At 48.2% G+C, this 18821-nt stretch carries 21 protein-coding genes; 7 read left to right on the top strand and 14 right to left on the bottom strand.

Annotation, left to right across the window (positions count from 1 at the left end; all coding sequences use genetic code 11):
- Window positions 1–107 precede the first annotated feature (107 nt).
- A complete protein-coding gene (locus ACOGW3_RS01070) occupies window positions 108–1199 on the top strand; it encodes a cobalt-precorrin-5B (C(1))-methyltransferase (protein WP_419901259.1) in 1092 nt (363 codons plus the stop codon).
- A complete protein-coding gene (locus ACOGW3_RS01065; RefSeq protein WP_419901258.1) occupies window positions 1199–1960 on the top strand; it encodes a cobalt-precorrin-6A reductase in 762 nt (253 codons plus the stop codon). Before ACOGW3_RS01070 ends, ACOGW3_RS01065 begins: the two co-directional genes overlap by 1 nt.
- 183 nt (window positions 1961–2143) lie before the next feature.
- Here ACOGW3_RS01065 and ACOGW3_RS01060 read toward each other — a convergent pair whose 3' ends face one another.
- Both ACOGW3_RS01060 and ACOGW3_RS01055 read right to left on the bottom strand, forming a co-directional pair.
- Window positions 2144–2728 carry an adenylate/guanylate cyclase domain-containing protein gene (locus tag ACOGW3_RS01060; protein WP_419901257.1) on the bottom strand — a complete coding sequence of 195 codons (585 nt, stop codon included), beginning with the start codon at window positions 2726–2728 and terminating at the stop codon, window positions 2144–2146.
- A gap of 46 nt (window positions 2729–2774) precedes the next feature.
- Complete coding sequence (locus ACOGW3_RS01055) at window positions 2775–4007, bottom strand: ISL3 family transposase (protein WP_419901077.1); 1233 nt, start codon at window positions 4005–4007, stop codon at window positions 2775–2777.
- Here ACOGW3_RS01055 and ACOGW3_RS01050 point away from each other — a divergent pair.
- Entirely contained in the window at window positions 3994–4128 is a 135-nt protein-coding gene (locus tag ACOGW3_RS01050) for a hypothetical protein (RefSeq protein WP_419901256.1), read from the top strand. The two genes, ACOGW3_RS01055 and ACOGW3_RS01050, sit on opposite strands and share 14 nt — an antisense overlap.
- Before the next feature lie 6 nt (window positions 4129–4134).
- Here ACOGW3_RS01050 and ACOGW3_RS01045 read toward each other — a convergent pair whose 3' ends face one another.
- The gene (locus tag ACOGW3_RS01045; protein ID WP_419901077.1) at window positions 4135–5367 is read right to left on the bottom strand and encodes an ISL3 family transposase; all 1233 of its coding nucleotides are present in this window, start codon (window positions 5365–5367) and stop codon (window positions 4135–4137) included.
- On the opposite strand from ACOGW3_RS01045, the gene ACOGW3_RS01040 reads away from it, so the two are divergent.
- Both ACOGW3_RS01040 and ACOGW3_RS01035 read left to right on the top strand, forming a co-directional pair.
- Entirely contained in the window at window positions 5354–5479 is a 126-nt protein-coding gene (locus tag ACOGW3_RS01040) for a hypothetical protein (protein WP_419901255.1), read from the top strand. The two genes, ACOGW3_RS01045 and ACOGW3_RS01040, sit on opposite strands and share 14 nt — an antisense overlap.
- 72 nt (window positions 5480–5551) lie before the next feature.
- The gene (locus tag ACOGW3_RS01035; RefSeq protein WP_419901254.1) at window positions 5552–6340 is read left to right on the top strand and encodes a hypothetical protein; all 789 of its coding nucleotides are present in this window, start codon (window positions 5552–5554) and stop codon (window positions 6338–6340) included.
- Window positions 6341–6420: 80 nt separating this feature from the next.
- Here ACOGW3_RS01035 and cobM read toward each other — a convergent pair whose 3' ends face one another.
- The 6 genes from cobM to ACOGW3_RS01005 are packed head-to-tail and all read right to left on the bottom strand — an operon-like array spanning window position 6421 to window position 12738.
- The gene (gene cobM, locus ACOGW3_RS01030) at window positions 6421–7239 is read right to left on the bottom strand and encodes a precorrin-4 C(11)-methyltransferase (protein WP_419901253.1); all 819 of its coding nucleotides are present in this window, start codon (window positions 7237–7239) and stop codon (window positions 6421–6423) included.
- Window positions 7236–9104, bottom strand: a complete 1869-nt coding sequence (gene cobJ / locus ACOGW3_RS01025; protein WP_419901252.1) for a precorrin-3B C(17)-methyltransferase — start codon at window positions 9102–9104, stop codon at window positions 7236–7238. The genes cobM and cobJ overlap by 4 nt, the downstream gene beginning before the upstream one ends.
- Window positions 9104–9811, bottom strand: coding sequence for a precorrin-2 C(20)-methyltransferase (locus ACOGW3_RS01020; RefSeq protein ID WP_419901251.1), 708 nt, complete (start codon window positions 9809–9811; stop codon window positions 9104–9106). Before ACOGW3_RS01020 ends, cobJ begins: the two co-directional genes overlap by 1 nt.
- Window positions 9801–11057 (bottom strand): precorrin-6y C5,15-methyltransferase (decarboxylating) subunit CbiE, encoded by a 1257-nt coding sequence (gene cbiE, locus ACOGW3_RS01015; RefSeq protein WP_419901250.1) that lies wholly within the window; start codon window positions 11055–11057, stop codon window positions 9801–9803. The genes ACOGW3_RS01020 and cbiE overlap by 11 nt, the downstream gene beginning before the upstream one ends.
- Window positions 11054–11689: a precorrin-8X methylmutase gene (locus tag ACOGW3_RS01010; protein ID WP_419901249.1), complete on the bottom strand. Its 636-nt coding sequence runs from the start codon at window positions 11687–11689 to the stop codon at window positions 11054–11056. The genes cbiE and ACOGW3_RS01010 overlap by 4 nt, the downstream gene beginning before the upstream one ends.
- 23 nt (window positions 11690–11712) lie before the next feature.
- Entirely contained in the window at window positions 11713–12738 is a 1026-nt protein-coding gene (locus ACOGW3_RS01005; RefSeq protein WP_419901248.1) for a sirohydrochlorin chelatase, read from the bottom strand.
- Between the two features lie 123 nt (window positions 12739–12861).
- Between ACOGW3_RS01005 and cbiB the strand changes: the two genes are divergently transcribed.
- Window positions 12862–13869 carry an adenosylcobinamide-phosphate synthase CbiB gene (gene cbiB / locus ACOGW3_RS01000; protein ID WP_419901247.1) on the top strand — a complete coding sequence of 336 codons (1008 nt, stop codon included), beginning with the start codon at window positions 12862–12864 and terminating at the stop codon, window positions 13867–13869.
- Between the two features lie 3 nt (window positions 13870–13872).
- Here the strand turns inward: cbiB and ACOGW3_RS00995 are convergent, their stop codons facing one another.
- From ACOGW3_RS00995 to ACOGW3_RS00975, 5 genes are all read right to left on the bottom strand, one after another.
- Window positions 13873–14631 carry a sulfite exporter TauE/SafE family protein gene (locus ACOGW3_RS00995; RefSeq protein ID WP_419901246.1) on the bottom strand — a complete coding sequence of 253 codons (759 nt, stop codon included), beginning with the start codon at window positions 14629–14631 and terminating at the stop codon, window positions 13873–13875.
- A gap of 47 nt (window positions 14632–14678) precedes the next feature.
- Window positions 14679–15299 (bottom strand): flavin reductase family protein, encoded by a 621-nt coding sequence (locus ACOGW3_RS00990; RefSeq protein WP_419901245.1) that lies wholly within the window; start codon window positions 15297–15299, stop codon window positions 14679–14681.
- Window positions 15300–15380: 81 nt separating this feature from the next.
- Window positions 15381–16118, bottom strand: coding sequence for an SDR family oxidoreductase (locus tag ACOGW3_RS00985; protein WP_419901244.1), 738 nt, complete (start codon window positions 16116–16118; stop codon window positions 15381–15383).
- Window positions 16119–17426 carry an FAD-binding protein gene (locus ACOGW3_RS00980; protein WP_419901243.1) on the bottom strand — a complete coding sequence of 436 codons (1308 nt, stop codon included), beginning with the start codon at window positions 17424–17426 and terminating at the stop codon, window positions 16119–16121.
- A complete protein-coding gene (locus ACOGW3_RS00975) occupies window positions 17420–17827 on the bottom strand; it encodes a GtrA family protein (RefSeq protein WP_419901242.1) in 408 nt (135 codons plus the stop codon). The genes ACOGW3_RS00980 and ACOGW3_RS00975 overlap by 7 nt, the downstream gene beginning before the upstream one ends.
- A 30-nt stretch (window positions 17828–17857) precedes the next feature.
- Here ACOGW3_RS00975 and ACOGW3_RS00970 point away from each other — a divergent pair, with 30 nt between their 5' ends.
- Entirely contained in the window at window positions 17858–18754 is an 897-nt protein-coding gene (locus ACOGW3_RS00970; RefSeq protein ID WP_419901241.1) for a decaprenyl-phosphate phosphoribosyltransferase, read from the top strand.
- The last annotated feature ends 67 nt before the right edge of the window (window positions 18755–18821 follow it).

Here is an 18821-nt window from a genome sequence, read left to right as displayed (position 1 = left end):
GCTCTTACGGTGTTACCAAACTTGTGTTACTTGCGGGCCGAATTTTAAAAAGACCCCAACGATTAAGCCAAACGAACTGTAAATTAACAACTTAGTATATAACGATCATGGCTCGAAAACCTGAAGGAATATTGAAAAGAGGCTGGACCACGGGTGCCTGCGCGACAGCGGCAACCAAAGCGGCCTATACAGCTCTTTTAACCAACCAATTTCCCGATCCTGTTACTATAACTCTGCCAAAAGGAGAGCAACCTGCTTTTGCCCTTTGTAGAGAAGAATTAAACGATACCACAGCCATGGCGGCAATCGTCAAGGATGCAGGTGACGATCCTGATGTCACACACCAGGCAACTATAATCTCTCGGGTCAGTCTCGGACAGCCTGGAAGCGGCATTGTCTTTCACGCAGGCGAAGGTGTTGGTATGGTTACCAAGCCCGGCCTTCCCATCCCCGCGGGAGAACCCGCGATTAATCCCATGCCAAGGCAAATGATGAGTGGAGTCATTGCCGATGTTGCCCAAGAGCATGGTGGAACTGGTGATGTGATTATAGAGATATCCATCCCCGGCGGAGAAGAGCTCGCAACCAAGACTTGGAATCCACGACTTGGTATACTCGGCGGCCTTTCCATCCTCGGCACAACGGGTGTCGTGGTTCCTTTTTCCTGCTCGTCATGGATTCATTCTATCCACCGCGGCATTGACGTTGCTATCGCCACCAAACGTTCCCACGTTTCTGGCTGTACGGGGTCCACTTCGGAAAAAGCTGTCATGGATCTCTATGGCTTAGAAGAAGGCGACATGCTGGATATGGGAGACTTCGCCGGCGGCATGCTTAAATACTTACGAGAGCACCCTCTTCCGCGCCTCACAATTGGGGGCGGTTTCGGCAAACTGACAAAGTTAGCCATGGGTCACCGGGACTTACATTCAGGACGCAGCCAGGTCGACATGTCCTGGCTCGCGGAACGTCTGGAAGAACTCAACGCCCCAACTGATGTAATTGAAGAAGCCAAGACAGCTAATACGGCCAATCAAATTTTGGTTCGTTGCCTTGAAAAAGGCATCCCCTTGGCTGAAAAAATTGCCTATCTTGCAAGAGATGAAGCGCTTAAAATCCTGAATGGTAAAACGGCCGTGGATGTTATTATCATTGATCGCCCCGGTAACATAATCGCCCGCAGTGACATCGATAAATAATGAAACAACATACCACACTCAAACGCGTATTGATCCTTGGGGGAACAACCGAAGCAAACGATCTTGCGAACCTGCTTGCAGAGGATAATCAGCTAGAAGTTATTACCTCCCGAGCTGGCGTTACCAAAAAGCGCAAAACTGTTGCCGGACAAGAACGCGTAGGAGGATTTGGTGGTATAGATGGGCTCAAACACTATTTGAGAGACAAGCAGATATCAGCCGTTGTAGATGCAACTCATCCCTTTGCCCAAGCAATGACCGCTCATGCTTTTCAAGCTTGTACAGATTTAAATATCCCCCATGTCATTTTGTCTCGTCCCACGTGGATTGAAACGGATGCCGATCGCTGGATTAATGTGGAAGATATAGAGGGCGCTCTCAACCACTTAAGATCCTGTAAAAAGCCTTGGCACGCTTTTATCACCACAGGACAAAAAGAGCTCGAAGCTTTTACGAATATCCCACATCACAAATATCTTGCGAGAATGATTGAACAGCCTGAGTTGAGCCCTCTACCGACCAACATAAAGATTTTATTTGAACGCGGCCCCTTTTCTCTCGCGAACGAAATCAAACTGTTACAAGAGCATTCAATCGATATCATCATTAGTAAAAATTCAGGTGGCGAAGCAACCGCGGCGAAACTTCAGGCCGCAAGAAAATGTCATATCCCGGTCCTGATGATTTCCCGGCCAGAACTACCTCCAGCCAATGTAGCGGAAAGCCCAGAACTGGCTCGAAAGTGGCTCTCAAACCAATAAGAAAACAGCCCGGATTTGCTGGATATCAAAGTGAACGAAAACACTGAAAACTTTTCTCCAGACCTCAGCCTGAAGCCCTCACTGAAAGATGTTTCGCTTACAGGTGGCGCCAAAAAAGGAGATTAATTTTAATCTAGAAAGATCGTGAACTGACTAAAATTCAGAACAGCTGTCAGAGATAAACTACTGATAACCCGCCATCATAATATCAACACGGCCATCTCGAATCTTAAACAGTTGTTGTTCACCAAACCCCTTGAGGTCTTCAGTACCAGCAGCCTCAACTAAAAACTCTTCTTTCAACGAATCTCGTAAAAGTTTGTGAGTGGTAATCTCCATGGGTTCAGAACATCCCTGTAAACGTGATGCGAGATTTACTGCAGGCCCAAAAACGTCATAAACATATTTTTGGATACCAACAACCGACCCCACCACACTTCCTGTCGCAATGCCAATGCGGCATAACCATTGGTTCGAATGCCCCTCGTTTCGGCGCTCTAGATACCGAACAAAGCGAATTGCTGTGTTTGCAACAGCTTGGGCATGATCAGGCATCGGCTCAGGAAGACCAGATACTGCAATATAGGCATCTCCGATTGTTTTGATTCGCTCGCAACCATATTGCTCACCAATACGATCAAACGCACTATAGATATCATTTAATTCGCTCACCGTGACAACAGGATCCCTAGATGCAGCCATATCGGTAAATCCAACAAAATCGAGCATGAGGACAGACACCGGGTCATACAGCTTAGGCGTGACCACCCCAAAAGTTTTGTACTCTGGCTCTTCTCCGCTTTGTTGAGTAGATTTAGGATTTCAAATAGAGCATAGATTGATTATCTGGAATGGATGATTGTCTAATTTTGAGTTTGAAGTATTCGGTATCCTTGATGCCTCTGGCTCGCTTACGGATCATTCCTATACTGACATTACCAGCCTCTATCCTGGCGCTTGTGAGCTTGTGTTTGGCGTAGTTGCAGATGCCCACACAATGTTTCCGTAGGGATTTCGCGAACTTTTTTAGATAGAGCATCTGTGACTGATCTGCTATCAGGCACCAACGTTCCAGTTGCTCCGCCATCGCCTCAAATGAAGCGGCACTCCACAGCAGCTGAAGCTGTTCTTTCAAGACGTAAAGTGCATTCAGGTTGCTATTGCTCTCCAGCAACCTTTGCAGCTTGTCACTTTGTTTTTCACTCAACTTATCCGCATTTTTGAGCAACAGATAATGCGTCCCTTTCATCAACTCTTTACCACTTGGATCGGCCTTTCTGAACTCAAGTCGACGCTGATTATGGATAGCTTTGCTGTAGTTTTTCATGACGTGGAAACGGTCAAATACTATGTCGGCCAACGGCAAAGACTCTCTGACAGCCTTTTGGTAGGCAGGCCCCATATCCATCGCTACGGCCTTTATTTTGCAGGCTGTATCTGGTTGCAGTTGTTTCAAAAACCTTGAAAAAACCTCGGCAGTTCGGCCTGCTTCAACCCAGATCAGATGACCGCCAACCATATCGTAGACCACCGTCATGTAGTCATGACCTTTCGCCCGGGCAACTTCATCTACACCAATATATTCCAAGCCAGTTAGCTCTGCAGGATCAAGCGTAGGGAGAGTTTCAATAAGGTATGCCCTGTCGATATTCTTGACCGTTTCCCATCGTATATCCAAATGTCTGGAAACCGCTTGAATAGACATATGCCGACATAATCCACTGATCAGTCGGCAAAATCGGTGAGTGAAACGGCACCCTTTATCAACAAAATCACACCCCTCAATGCGGCGTTCGCCCTTGTTAATATAAACCTGCGCCAGCTCAATCTCGACCACACAAGGATACCCAAAAAGGGGGATGTCGTTTACTTGTCGGCGGACATGCTGGTTGATGCTTCCCTTCTGGCCTGTAGCAGGGTCTATAGCCCTCCTACGCGCGTCTCGGCTGCAGTGAATGACAATCTTAACACCGCCGTCATCCAGTTTAATTTCATTTACACGTTGCCCTTTGAGGCCTAAAATATGCTGCGAGATGTTGATTGTCATATACCTGCTCTATGTAAAGTTATCAGAAACCATACATATCAACAGGTTACTTGGCGGTCGGCATCTTTTTCTACTCAACAAAGCGGAGAAGAGCCTATATGGCACTTCTCCGCTTTGTTGAGTAGATTTAGGATTTCAAATAGAGCATAGATTGATTATCTGGAATGGATGATTGTCTAATTTTGAGTTTGAAGTATTCGGTATCCTTGATGCCTCTGGCTCGCTTACGGATCATTCCTATACTGACATTACCAGCCTCTATCCTGGCGCTTGTGAGCTTGTGTTTGGCGTAGTTGCAGATGCCCACACAATGTTTCCGTAGGGATTTCGCGAACTTTTTTAGATAGAGCATCTGTGACTGATCTGCTATCAGGCACCAACGTTCCAGTTGCTCCGCCATCGCCTCAAATGAAGCGGCACTCCACAGCAGCTGAAGCTGTTCTTTCAAGACGTAAAGTGCATTCAGGTTGCTATTGCTCTCCAGCAACCTTTGCAGCTTGTCACTTTGTTTTTCACTCAACTTATCCGCATTTTTGAGCAACAGATAATGTGTCCCTTTCATCAACTCTTTACCACTTGGATCGGCCTTTCTGAACTCAAGTCGACGCTGATTATGGATAGCTTTGCTGTAGTTTTTCATGACGTGGAAACGGTCAAATACTATGTCGGCCAACGGCAAGGACTCTCTGACAGCCTTTTGGTAGGCAGGCCCCATATCCATCGCTACGGCCTTTATTTTGCAGGCTGTATCTGGTTGCAGTTGTTTCAAAAACCTTGAAAAAACCTCGGCAGTTCGGCCTGCTTCAACCCAGATCAGATGACCGCCAACCATATCGTAGACCACCGTCATGTAGTCATGACCTTTCGCCCGGGCAACTTCATCTACACCAATATATTCCAAGCCAGTTAGCTCTGCAGGATCAAGCGTAGGGAGAGTTTCAATAAGGTATGCCCTGTCGATATTCTTGACCGTTTCCCATCGTATATCCAAATGTCTGGAAACCGCTTGAATAGACATATGCCGACATAATCCACTGATCAGTCGGCAAAATCGGTGAGTGAAACGGCACCCTTTATCAACAAAATCACACCCCTCAATGCGGCGTTCGCCCTTGTTAATATAAACCTGCGCCAGCTCAATCTCGACCACACAAGGATACCCAAAAAGGGGGATGTCGTTTACTTGTCGGCGGACATGCTGGTTGATGCTTCCCTTCTGGCCTGTAGCAGGGTCTATAGCCCTCCTACGCGCGTCTCGGCTGCAGTGAATGACAATCTTAACACCGCCGTCATCCAGTTTAATTTCATTTACACGTTGCCCTTTGAGGCCTAAAATATGCTGCGAGATGTTGATTGTCATATACCTGCTCTATGTAAAGTTATCAGAAACCATACATATCAACAGGTTACTTGGCGGTCGGCATCTTTTTCTACTCAACAAAGCGGAGAAGAGCCAAATATATAAACTCTGAATGAAAGGAATTTTTAGGGAATAATTGAGTATAATTCATTTTCGCGAATATTCTTATGCGACTGGTCGGGCCATGATTATTCTTGTTTCTTGGGAGCTTAATCTTCGACACTTAATAGCTGTCGCTTTGCTTATCGGGATGATATTTAGCTGCACCACAAATCAAAGCCGTGCTGCTGAATATCAAGTTTACACCTATCACAATGTTCCCCCTTTTGTTACGGCGGTAAACACAGGGCTTAGCTATGATTTACTAAGATATTTAAATCAACACGGTGAAGGACGTTATACTTTTAAGCTGAACATCGTTCCACGCAAACGCCTTGACGCTTTATTAAAAACCAACAGTGATATTATTGTCCCCTGGGCCTCTCCCGACTGGTTCGGGAAAGATGCAAGGACAAAGTACGCCTGGACCGCCCCACTTATGTCGGATGGCAATGTTTATATTTCTCAAAAACAAAGCCCTATTGATGTTAAAGGCACAAACGATCTTCAAGATCTCGTATTAGGTGGGATACTTGGCCACCATTATTCCAACCTTGATGACGAAGTCGCACTGGGCAGAATTTCAAGAATGAATGCAAGAAATGAGCGAAGTTTGGTCCGCATCGTTGCTGGAGGAAGAGTCGATGTAGGAATAATAGCTGAAAGCGCTGCTAGATATTTGGTATGGGAAGAAAAACTAGAAGGGCAAATCTATTTTAGCGCCGACAACCATAGTGTTTATGTTAGGCGCATAATGCTGAGCGGTTACCTCCCCAGAGTTCATACATTCTTGGACAAACTAATAACACAGATGTCTGTTGACCCTGAATGGTTATCGATCATGTCCAGTTATCAACTGCCTCCCAACAGTTAGAACTTAAAAACGCTTTAGTCAAAAAAAGAGAGGCCCTAAAGCCTCTCTTATACTCAAATCAAAACGAAACCTGACAATCGTCAGTCCAATCCGCCGGGGATGTTGGCGACCCGTTCGACTTCGGCGGCTTTTTTCTTGTTTTTGCCGAGGCGTAGGACGTGGACAAAGTCCGGGTCGTAGAGTTTGCTGTCGATGAAGTCTTTATCATCGGCAAGTACATGTCCGACCAGGATCAGCGCGGTACGGGTGATTTTCGCTTCACGTGCTTTTTCACGGACGTCTTTCAGGGTACAGCGGATGATGAGTTCGTCCGGCCAGGTCACCCGGTAGGCGATGACCACAGGGCAGTCTTCGCCGTAATGCGGGATCAGAGTGTCCTGAAGATGTTTGAGGTTACGTACCGACAGGTGGATCGCGAGGGTCGCGCCCGACTTGCCGAAGGTATCAAGATCTTCGTTGTTCGGCATCGCCGAAGACTTCATCGCTGTACGCGTGAGAATGATGGACTGGCTGACTTCTGGAAGGGTCAATTCCTTCTGGATCACAGCAGAAGCGGCTGCATAAGCCGACACACCCGGCACGACTTCGTAGTCGATGCCATGCTGGTCGAGACGACGCATCTGTTCGGCGACGGAACCATAGAGGCAGGGATCGCCAGAGTGAACCCGGGCAACATCCTTGCCTTCTTTATGTGCTTCGTTGATATCATCGATGATTTCATCAAGGTTCATCGGCGCGGTGTCTTTGATCAGTGCCCCTTCAGGCGCAAAGGCGATCACGCCTTCAGGAACCAGAGATCCGGCATAGAGACAAACGGGACACTTGGCGATGAGATCGCGACCGCGGATGGTGATCAGATCTGGTGCGCCTGGTCCGGCACCAATGAAATAAACGGTCATGCTGCGGTTCCTTCGTTAATTTGTTTTACTTCACCGGTCTCATCGAAATTTTCGTAGAGGTGCGCTTTTTTCTCATAGCCACGTGGGGTGTAGACCCAGCAGGTGCCGTCTGATTTTTCAATCTTGCGGGAAGTGGACGACCCAACCAGAACCACGGTCAGCATGTCGACTTTATCCGGTGTTAGTTCGTCAAGGCGAAGAACGGTCATGCTCTCACCTTCACGACCGAGGTTCCGACCAAGCATAACCGGCGTATCCGCAGGGCGATGCTGGAGCAGGATTTCAACCGCTGTTGCCAACTGTTTGGTCCGACGACGGGAAACCGGATTGTAGAACGCAATCACGAAGTCGCCTTGAGCGGCAGCATTCAAGCGCTTTTCTATCGCTTCCCACGGGGTCAAAAGATCCGACAGAGAAATGGTACAGAAGTCGTGTCCGAGAGGCGCACCGATGCGGGCAGATGCACCCTGTAGGGCAGAAATTCCCGGCGTGACTTTAATATCAACACGGTTCCAGTCCGCGCGCTCACCACGATCAAGCAGCTCAAAAGTAAGAGCGGCCATGGCGTAGATGCCGGGATCACCAGAACAAACCAGTGCCACGGAACGACCTTCAGCAGCAAGGTTCAACGCGATACGAACGCGCATTTCTTCCTCACCGAGCTCATACCCGTGACGGTCTTTGCCTTCAGCTAGGGGACCGAGCAGATCAAGATAAAGGTGATAACCAACGAGATCGGTCACACCACGGACCACGCGGTCAACTTCCGGCGCCCGCCAGGATTGATCACCCGGGCCAAGACCAACAACGAAGAGTTTTCCGCGTGCCTGACCAAGTGTCGATGTTTCGATTACCGTTGTAGCCTGACCAATGGCACAGGTTGCGCGCTTGGATTTGTTCTTTGCAACAAGAAGATTACCTTCTGAGCCAACAGCGGCTAGCGCTGATCCTTCGGAGACACCGTGACACCCGACTTCAGCAAAGACGATATTTGAAGGGGTTTTCAAACGCGGTGTTTGTTCTTCAAGCTCTGCCGCAGCAAAGAAGCGCGCGGGTACATCCAATTCAGCAGCAAGCGCCTGTACAGCAGTTTCGTCCGCCTTTACATCGATAGAGAAAACACCCGCGACGGCTTTAGGTGACAGGCCTTCAGCTTTCAGAGTTTCATGTACTAACGCAGATAGTTCTTCTTCGTCCGCATTGCGTTCACAGCCAACACCGAGAGAGAGGGTCGCAGGGTGGAGAACAAGTTCGGTCTCGGAACCAGCAACTGCCTTTTTGGTCACGGTGATTGTAAGATCGCCATCGTTAGAGATCGGCAGAGTGCCTGCTTTCACCCAATTGGCTTCGCCGTTGAGCTTCACGGATGCCCCAGCCAATACAGTCGCGATAAAGGCTTTGTAATCGCCGGGATTACCAAGCTTCCAACCAGCCGGAGGATTATCGAGCGCAATACCAAAGCGGTTATCTGAAGCAGTTGTGATCGAGGCCGAGACTTCAAGCTTTTCGCTCAGGGTCTTTGCCAGATCATTGGCGCCGTGGTGTCCACCCAAAAGAGGCACCACAGCAGAACCGTTTTCAGCAACAGCAATAACGGGTGGCTCGGCACGTTTATCAGCCAAAAGCGGTGATAGTCCCCGGATAAGAACACCGGCAGCACACACACCAACGATCGCGCGACCTTCGCGGAACAACGATTGAAGATGGGCAATGGTTTCATCAAAGGAAACGTCCGCACTTTCAACACGGCCCGTACGGCCATGAACTTCACCAGCGCCAAAGGCGTCACGAAGTCTAGTGGCAAGCTTGGCACCTTCAGCAGTTAGAGCAACAAAGGCGGGAGAGTGATCAAATTTTTGGGTCATTACAGTGTCCAGGCCTCACCACGTTTGTGGACCAATATCATTGAGAAATAAGGAGCTTTGGCATCGCCAACTTCGCTTAGCGGCATAACTTTTTGGTTTTCCATGGTTGCGCGTTCCACATACCGGGCGCAGTCAACCAAATCCAACTCTTCGAGAATGTTGCGGATTTTTTCAAAGTGGCGTCCAACTTTGATGATTGCCGCCGCCTGCACATTGCGCAGACGTTGCTTCATAATCTCTTCGTCAACAGGTCCAGGGATGATGGTCATGACATCATTACGTGCCGCCAGTGGTGCGCCGACCATGGCAGAACACGCCATAAGAGAAGACACGCCGGGGACAACTTCGACATCATAGTCTTCCATCATGCGACCAAACAGATACATGAAAGAGCCATAGAAGAAGGGATCACCTTCGCAAAGAACAACCACGTCCTGTCCAGCGTCGAGAAACTCGGCAATATCCCTGGAGGCTTTGTCGTAAACATCCTGCGCCGGGAACCGCTCGGTCACCATAGGTATACGGATCGGATATTCGGTTTGCCCACCGGGAAGGTGCTCGGCCACGATTGAACGTGCCAGACTATCGCCGACGTCAGGTGCAGGGTACGCTAGTACCGGAGCCCCCTGGATCAGACGCAAGGCCTTTAAAGTCAGAAGTTCAGGATCGCCGGGACCAATCCCGACACCGTATAATTTACCCGTCATATCTTTTCGTCACTACATACTGTGTTACAGGCATGGCCGGTCGCCAGCCATGATAGGGTCCAATAGGAGAAGCATGACTTACCGAAATTCGGCTAAGCTCTCCCCCAACTTTTTTATGCCACTCAGAAAGTTTAATCTCGCCTTCGAGCGTAACAACATTTGCCACAAAGCGACCACCTGGTTTCAAAGCAGCCCAACAACGATCAAACAAATTATCCGTCGTCGCGCCGCCGCCAACAAAGATTGCGTCGGGACGCTCCCCTTCTTTGGTCAGCTCATCTAAAGCTTCAGGAATAGTTTGTTCTTTGATCGAAAGATAAGGCGTCCCCAAGGCTTGCGCGTTGGCCGCTATCATCGACACACGATCTTGTTGACGCTCAACCGCAATTGCTTTTGCACCGCGGGCTGCGCGCATCCATTCGATAGAAATCGATCCGCTTCCCGCACCGAGATCCCAGAGCATCTGCCCCGGTAAGGGCATAAGAGCAGCCAAGGTCGAGCTTCGAATAACGCGCTTGGTCAACTGCCCGTCGTGCACAAAGGCATCATCCGGCAAACCAGGAACCGTGGAGAGGACGTCGGCTCGGTGGGTTGGAATACATTCCACGGCAATGGTATTGAGATCGGCACCGGAAGGATGGCTCCAACAATAAGCAACGCCTTCAACAATTCGTTCTTTTGTCCCGCCCATGTGCTCGAGCACTGTAATCTTGCTATCGCCAAAACCACGGTCCGTTAGAAGGTCAGCGACCTCGCCCGGGGTTTTTGCATTCTCACTGAGCATCAACAACCGTGCGCCCGGCTGAATGTGGCTATGCATTAGGCTTAAAGGACGTCCGTGCAGGGTAAAGAGATCCACATCCATCATCGCCCAGCCGAGACGGGCACAGGCCAACGAATATGAAGAGATCCCCGGCACAATATGCATTTCATCTTGCGGAAGCCGTTTGGCGAAGGTTGCACCAACACCAAAACACATGGGATCACCCGAGGCGAGGATGCAGATTTTCTCCCCGCGACGCGCCAAGATCTTCTCAACCATGGAAGAAAAAGGCGTGCCCCACACTATTTTTTCGCGATTATCCACCCCAGAAGAATCTAGCCCAGAAGAAGTCAGCATAGAAAGATGACGTTCACCGCCGACCAACACAGTCGCTTGATCAAGAAGAGTACGCGCAACCGGCGTCAGGCTATCAAGCCCCTCTTCTCCAATACCAAGTACTGTCAGCCAAGCGGTATCGCTCATTGATTATCCTTTGCCACCGCATTTAGAGCCGCTGAAGCAATCGCAGAACCACCCCGGCGTCCACGCAACGTCATAAAGGGAACACCAATGTCAGCTGCAATCAAGGCTTCCTTTGATTCTGCCGCTCCGACAAAACCTACAGGAAATCCAAGTATCGCCGCAGGTTTTGGCGCGCCAGCATGCAAGACCTCGAGAAGCCTAAACAAAGCCGTGGGTGCATTGCCAATAACAACGACGGAACCCTCTAGGTTTTCTTTCCAAAGCTCAACTGCCGCAGCCGATCTGGTATTGCCGATCTCTTTTGCAATCTCGGGAACACGTTCATCAATCAGCGGACATAGAATTTCATTATCGGCAGGAAGGCGATTGCGAATAATACCATCCCGGGCCATCCGGCAATCGACAATAATCTTTGCGCCCGCTTTTAAAGCTTCGCGGCCTTTGATTGCGACATCATCACTCCAGGCCAACTCACCAACGACTTCTGGCATACCGCAGGCATGAATAACACGCACAGCAATATCCGCGACATCTGCAGGCATTGATCCAAAATCAGTTGCGGCTTCAATCTGTGCAAAAGACTCGCGATAAATCTCTTGTGGATCTCGAATGTAATCGTACTCAATCGTCATGGAGCATCCCCTACAACCAGCTTTTAAGAGCTGGCTTCGTCCTTGGTCATCGTTACAGGGCCAAGTGGATGGTCGGCATGCGGATAAGGATGATGGTGATGATCCCCATGGTCATGGTCATGCCCATGAGAGTGATCATGCACATCAGCATCGCCCGTACCGATACCTTCCACGTGATGGTGATGGCTTTCCTGTGGAAGGCCAATTTCAGCCTCAAAGCCGAGAACCTGTTCTCTGTACTTACAGAGTTTACAGTTCATCACGTTAGCACCGTCGAGAATTTCCTGAACCCGATCTGCAAAAGCATCCAGAACTTGTGGGTGATCAGAAAGATAAGGGGCTTTCACGAAATCGATTTCAGGATGGCGTTCAGCGACAACGTCTGTGTAGTCGTAAATGCGCTTCACCAAAATTCCAGTGAACAGGAAATAAGGGAAGACGATAATGCGTTTATAACCAAGCTTAGATGCATGTTCGAGGCCAGGTTCAACCAACGGGAAAGTCACACCGGAATAACAAACTTCACCCCAGCCAAAGCCGAAGCCTTCCCAAAGAAGACGCATGACTTTGTTTACATTGGAATTGGCATCGGGATCAGACGCCCCACGACCAACGACCATCAACATGGTTTCGCTAAGTGGCAGCTCTCCATTCTCGGCATTCGCAGCATCAACGGCTTCTTGAATACGCGCGGCAGCGGCTTTAATGAGCTTGGTGTCGATACCCAACTCGCGACCATATTCAATCTTCATCCCAGGATTTTGTGCTTCATAGGTGCGAAGCACAGAAGGGATATCGTTTTTGGCATGGCCGGCAGCGAACAACATGCCAGGGATCGCCAAAACCAGATCGTGACCGGATTCACGAAGGTTATCCAAACCGGTACGAATAATCGGGGTCGCAAATTCGAGGAAGCCGCTATCAACTTCATACTGAGGCAAGCGCTCACGAATACCACGGGCAACGGAATCAAATTCACGGACGGCGCCTTCATCGCGGCTGCCATGTCCACAAACCATTACACCAATTTTAGGACCGTTTTCGGCCATTATACTCACCTCATCCATATATTTTTAGCAACAGGGTGGCGTTGCTACGATAGTCTTTTTACATATTCTCGCTTACGACTACTTGACCTGTAACAAGAGTGCTAACATTCTCGCGCCATGTTGATGTCGTATTTGGTCCAAGAACCACTTTTTTTACCAATCCTCACTCTGATCACAGCAATCTTAATCGATATTGTGATCGGTGACCCGGCTTGGTTATATCGTTATATACCCCACCCGGTTGTTGTGATCGGCAAAGCCATAGAGTATGGCGAAACCTGGTTAAACCGCTCAAAGAACTCCCGCATAACGGGGATAGTTCTTGGTGCGATATTATCCCTGGGCATCATCACTCTGGCCTCTGCTCTCGGTCTTATACTCTCCCGTACTCTGGGGCAAGTATCTCATGGCTGGATCGTCGAATCCATCCTTGCTTCCAGCCTTATTGCCTACCGCGGCTTGGGAACAGCAGTACGTAATGTTGCCAAAGACTTAGCTGTTGGGTTGAAAGAAGGACGGGTATCTATCAGCCACCTTGTTGGTCGCGACCCCGAGAGTTTGAACGAAGCTGGAATCTGCCGTGCAGCCATTGAAAGCATGGCTGAAAACTTTTCGGATGGAGTTGTTGCCCCCGTTTTCTGGTTTGCTCTTTTCGGCCTTCCTGGACTTTGTGCCTACAAAGCGATTAACACGTTGGACAGCATGATCGGGCACAAAAACGATCGCTACGAGGCCTTTGGTAAATTCGCAGCCCGTCTGGATGATCTCGTAAATCTCATCCCTGCCAGACTGGCTGGACTGTTTTATGTGCTGGCTGCTCTCTTTGTTCCCGGCGCTTCAAGTACTCAGGGATTGAAAGTTATGCTCCGCGATGCGGGACAACATCGTTCTCCCAACGCTGGATGGCAAGAAGCAGCCGTAGCAGGCACCCTCGGCTTTGCTCTTGCAGGACCAAGAACCTATCCCGGATATGTCGTTGATGATCCCTGGATGGGCGATGGCGGCCGAACTGAGCTCTCTGCCCCCGACATCAAACGCGCGCTTAAGCTCTATATTGGTGCAGGTATCTGGATGTTAATTGCGGTTTCTGCGCCCCTACTCATAACGGGGCTCATACCGGGTATTCTCTAGCTTCTAGATAAACGATTTCACCAGGCCAGTTATTGATAAAATCATCAGAAGCGTCAAAACGACATAACGGTAGTGCGTCGCTGAAGATCGTTGGAAAATTTTGTTTCCAACATAAATTCCAAAGACAACTGGGACTACCAAGAAGGCTGTACGTGCGAGTGTGACTTCATCAAGTAGGCCCGCAAAAACCAGTGCTCCGGTGCCATAAGCATCCAGAACAAGAAAATATAGGTTCATTGTCGCTCTGACAGCTTCGGCTGGAAAGGCGACGGCCATCATATAAATGGCAACAGGCAGCCCGCCCAAAGAAGCTGCGCCATTAGCGACCCCCGATACCAATCCAACAGATAAATTCTTTGGTCCGCTTTCTTTGAGCATGAAATGGCGACCAAAGAACAAAAGTCCACTCGCCACTAAAACCGCAACCGATATCACAATGCGAAGCGGATCAGCTGGAATGGCTTTCAACATCAGCACACCTACAGGTACACCGATCGCAGCCCCTGCAAAAAGCCATTTCAAAAGGGACCACTGAATGGCACTCCAGGTCATACGCGCCATCACCAGGCTCGAAAGCATCTCCAGCAGAAGTGCGATAGGAACCACCTCTTTTGGCAATAGTACCAGGGTCATAGAAGTGACGATCAAGGCTGACAGTCCAAAGCCAGCGAAACCACGGCACAGTCCTGCGATCAACCCACAAGCCAGAACATAAAAGAGATCGCTAGATTCCAGCTGTAAATGCTCTATCAAAAAATCCAAAACGCCCCCGAACTCTCTATTTACTTACAAACCAGATCAAAACTCTGCTAGGCCTGTGGCCTGACCAACTGAATAACGTCTTCTACAACCGAATAATCCTGATACCCAAGACGGGCAAGAGGTTTCATTTTGGTCGCATCGACCATGCCATCCGTTAGATAGGCTTCATCAATGTGCATACCAATTACCTCGCCCAATACCAAGGTATAGTGCTTTCCATCAGCGTTGTTTGGAAGCGCAACCGTTTTAAACAGCTTACATTCAAAATGGACCGGGGCACCCTTTACCCGTGGAGGCTTGATAAAGTTAGAGGCAAGCTTTTCCAAACCTGCCGCCTCGAACTCATCGATGTGGCCTGGGGCAGGTTTAGAGCTTTCATTCATCTCTGTGCGTTGTTCCCAGGATACCAAATTGAAGACGAACTCTTCTGTTTCTAGAATATTGGTCAACGTATCCTTTACCCCTTCGCCCCGGCTATCGGGGGCAATGCCGACACCAATAATCGGCGGCTCATCGGAAAAAGCATTAAAGAAGCTATAGGGTGCGAGATTACAAACGCCCTTTGCTGATTGCGTAGAAAGCCAGGCAATTGGCCTCGGCAGAACACAGGCCTTGAAAGGATTATAAGGTAAGCCCTGTTCTTTATGCTTACCTGGGACAAAAAACATACTAAATCTCCGGACTCCGCTCGCAAAGTGACCTCCGCGAACAATTATGACAACCGGAGCTTAGGGACTTCAGTGCAAAATCTAAAGCTTTGTTTTGTGGAAAATCCAATTTGGCACGAGGCGTATAATCAACATGATCAGTGCCCAGAACCCTGGAGCATAAATGACCAATTTTTTCTTCTCAAGAGCCGTAAAAATCGACCGTCCTATTTGATCAGGTTGCGCCCACAGCGGCCCTTTAGGAAATTCAGCAGTCATCGGGGTATCCACAAAGCCAGGCTTAATCGTTAAAACATGCACTCCCGCCTTGTGTAATCGATGACGCAACCCTTGCAGAAAAATAGACACCGCCCCTTTGGCAGCGCCGTAAACATAATTTGATAGCCGACCTCGATCCCCGGCGACAGAGGAGATAACTGCAATAGATCCTGAGCCCTGATTCTCAAATATATTCCCAAGGTGTGTGAGAAGAGAAATAACGCTCATTGTATTGATGTTCATTGCTAAGAGCGTTTCCTCAGCACTGGCTTCACAAGCGCTTTGGTCAGGAAGTGTCCCATGTGCAACTAAAACAATATCAATGCCATCAAGCCCTTTAACTGCAGCATCTAGCATAGGACCATGGGCTTCCATATCCACTGCATCAAAGGCACCAGTTAGAACGTCTTCAGCGCCTCTGACTTTTAGATCCCGGGCAACCACAGATAATTTCTCTTCGTCTCTAGCCAGTAGAAACAACCGATCTCCACGCTTGGCAAAGAGTCTCGCTGTCGCCTCTGCAATGGCAGATGTGGCCCCAATAATCAGTACTTTTTTCATTTACCCAAGCCCTAAACGTTTTGATTGCACGGAGGAGAAAACACCTTGAGCCCCATATTTTTCACGGATCATTTGAAACTCTTCCCATTTTGGATACCCCTTCTTGAATACCTGTTCGCTCATACGCGCATCCTTGGTAAGATAAACCCGCCCACCATAATCACTCACAATGGCATCCAATTCATTCAACAGACTTAAAACCTTATCTGTGAGCTTAAAGTCCAATGCCAAGGTGTATCCCTGAAGGGGAAAAGAAAGCAGATTGGCATTTCCTTTACCAAAGGCTTTAAGCACAGAAAGGAAGGAACCTGCCCCCGAAGCCGCAATCTTTTCAAGGATCAAAGTCATTCCCGCCAGGCCAGCATCTCTCGGGATAACAAACTGGTATTGAACAAAACCATTTGAACCATATAAACGATTCCAGTTTTTAATCCCGTCCAAAGGATAAAAGAAGGGATTGTAATGAACGGTTCGTTCCTGGATCTTTGAACGCACACGAGCGTAATACAACTGATTGAACAGATTTACCGAATATTTATTAAGAACGATATTGGGGAAGACAAAAGGAATTGAAGGTCCAGATTTAGAGATCTCCTTTAATCCGGCTTGTTCATTATGCCTTCCCAGCATGAACAAAGATCGCCCCAAGTTATCGCCCTGCTGTAGACAATCCACCCAAGCAACGGAATAGTCAGCGCTTACGTTATCTTCAAAAAGTTCAAAGCACTCCTTTAAATTCCGCGCTTTATAAGTCGTCTCATCCACAAAACTGCTTTTGATTTTTTGTAAATAAAACGTCGCATCAAGAATGATCCCTGTGAGCCCCATTCCTCCACAGGTCGCAATGAATAAATCTCTATTTTCTGATTTCGAGCAATGCAATACTTCGCCATTGGCCACCAAAATTCGAAAAGAATGGAGATGATCACAAAACGTCCCGGTCAGATGATGATTTTTACCGTGGACATCACTGGCAATGGCGCCCCCAACCGATACGTATTTAGTCCCCGGCGTAACCTTAGGAAACCAGCCTTTCGGGACAAAGACATCCAGTATGTCCGAAATATTGACCCCAGCGTCACAGGTTAGACATCCACTCTCAGGGTCAAATTCATGAAATCGGCTAAGGTGGCTGGTGGTAATTATGTTGCTTGCAAGAGAACTATCCCCATAGCTTCGCCCCATTCCGCGGGCTACGCCACAAAAAGAAGTTCCGTCAGAGAGATTAGATTTTATCTCACCGGACGACAAGGGTTGAGACAGTTCAGCATCGACAAATGGATAACGTCCCCAACCACTGATCAGCATTCGATTTCCTTTGAAACAAATACATATTTTTTATCCAACTGATATTTGATCCAATACCCAATAGCGAGCCCGATTACACCGCCTAAATATCTCATCAGCTTATCTTCAAATATGAAATGAAAGCCAAACTCAAAACCCCAAAAAATCAAAGTGGTTACACCGCCCATCGCAACATAAAGTATAAATATTTTAGTTTCATGCCCAATACCCGTGGTCCGGTAACGAAATATATACCTTTTATCTAGCAAATACTTAACGATAAGCCCGATAAGTGTACCTACGCCCACCGATAGTAAAAGAGCATAAGGGCCAGGGTAGAAATTGATAAACAAATCCTGTGCTGCGATGTTTGCAATAGTCGCGATAATGGCAAAAAGAGTATAGCTGATTACAAGGCTCATGGAGTTTTACGACTTTGGAAAGAAATTAGAGTGAATAGTGAGAATAAAGACATTAAAAGTGATACTTCAAATTTAGGGCTCAGCCTTGCGAAACTGATGCGGCCCAAACAGTGGATTAAAAATGGCTTTGTATTAGCTCCTTTAATATTTACCGGCCTCTTTAGCGATCCTGAAGCAATATCACGAACTCTTCTTATCGCTTTCTTATTTTGCATCGCCTCGTCTGCTGTTTATGTCGTCAATGATATCCGAGATATCGATAATGATCGTAAACATCCTAAGAAATCGCAAACGCGCCCCCTTGCCTCTGGTGCGCTTTCGATTTCACAGGCTATTATTTTACTTCTCATTCTTTATGGCGTGCTTGTTGCCGGATACTTTGCACTCCCAAATGCCACTTTGGTACTTCTAACTTATATTCTTCTGAATTTTGCTTACACGTTTTATCTAAAGTTCCAACCTGTACTCGATATTTTCACCATAGCAGCTGGATTTGTCCTACGCGTTTTCGCCGGTGCTACTGCCCTTGACGTCCCAGTATCGGCCTGGATGTTTGTCACAACCCTTTGCCTCGCTCTTTTTCTTGCCGCGATCAAACGCCGTCAAGAGTTGCAAGACAGCGGCAAAGCTGGTCGGGAAGTTCTCAAATCCTACTCTGTTCCCCTGGTTAACCGTTTCGCAGAGATGGCCGCGACAGGAGCATTGGTTTTCTATAGCCTGTTTGTCGTCACAACCCGGCCCGAGCTTGCGATAACAATTCCTATCGTCCTTTTTGGCATTTATCGCTATTGGTATATTGTTGAAATGCTTGATGGAGGAGAATCACCAACGGATGCCCTCTTTTCAGACCCACAGTTAATGATCACAATTGCTGTATGGGTTGGTGTTTCGGGCTGGGTCATCGTTTCCGGGCAAACTTTAATATAAACTATCCCTTATGGGGCAAATAACAAAAAGGGCGGTAAAAACCGCCCTTTAATCATACTTTTCTGCG

This window comes from Kiloniella sp., assembly GCF_965205715.1.
Taxonomy (GTDB): Bacteria; Pseudomonadota; Alphaproteobacteria; order Kiloniellales; family Kiloniellaceae; genus Kiloniella.
The sequence above is the reverse complement of the archived record's forward strand: the minus strand, read 5'-3'. Positions and strand labels throughout refer to the sequence as shown.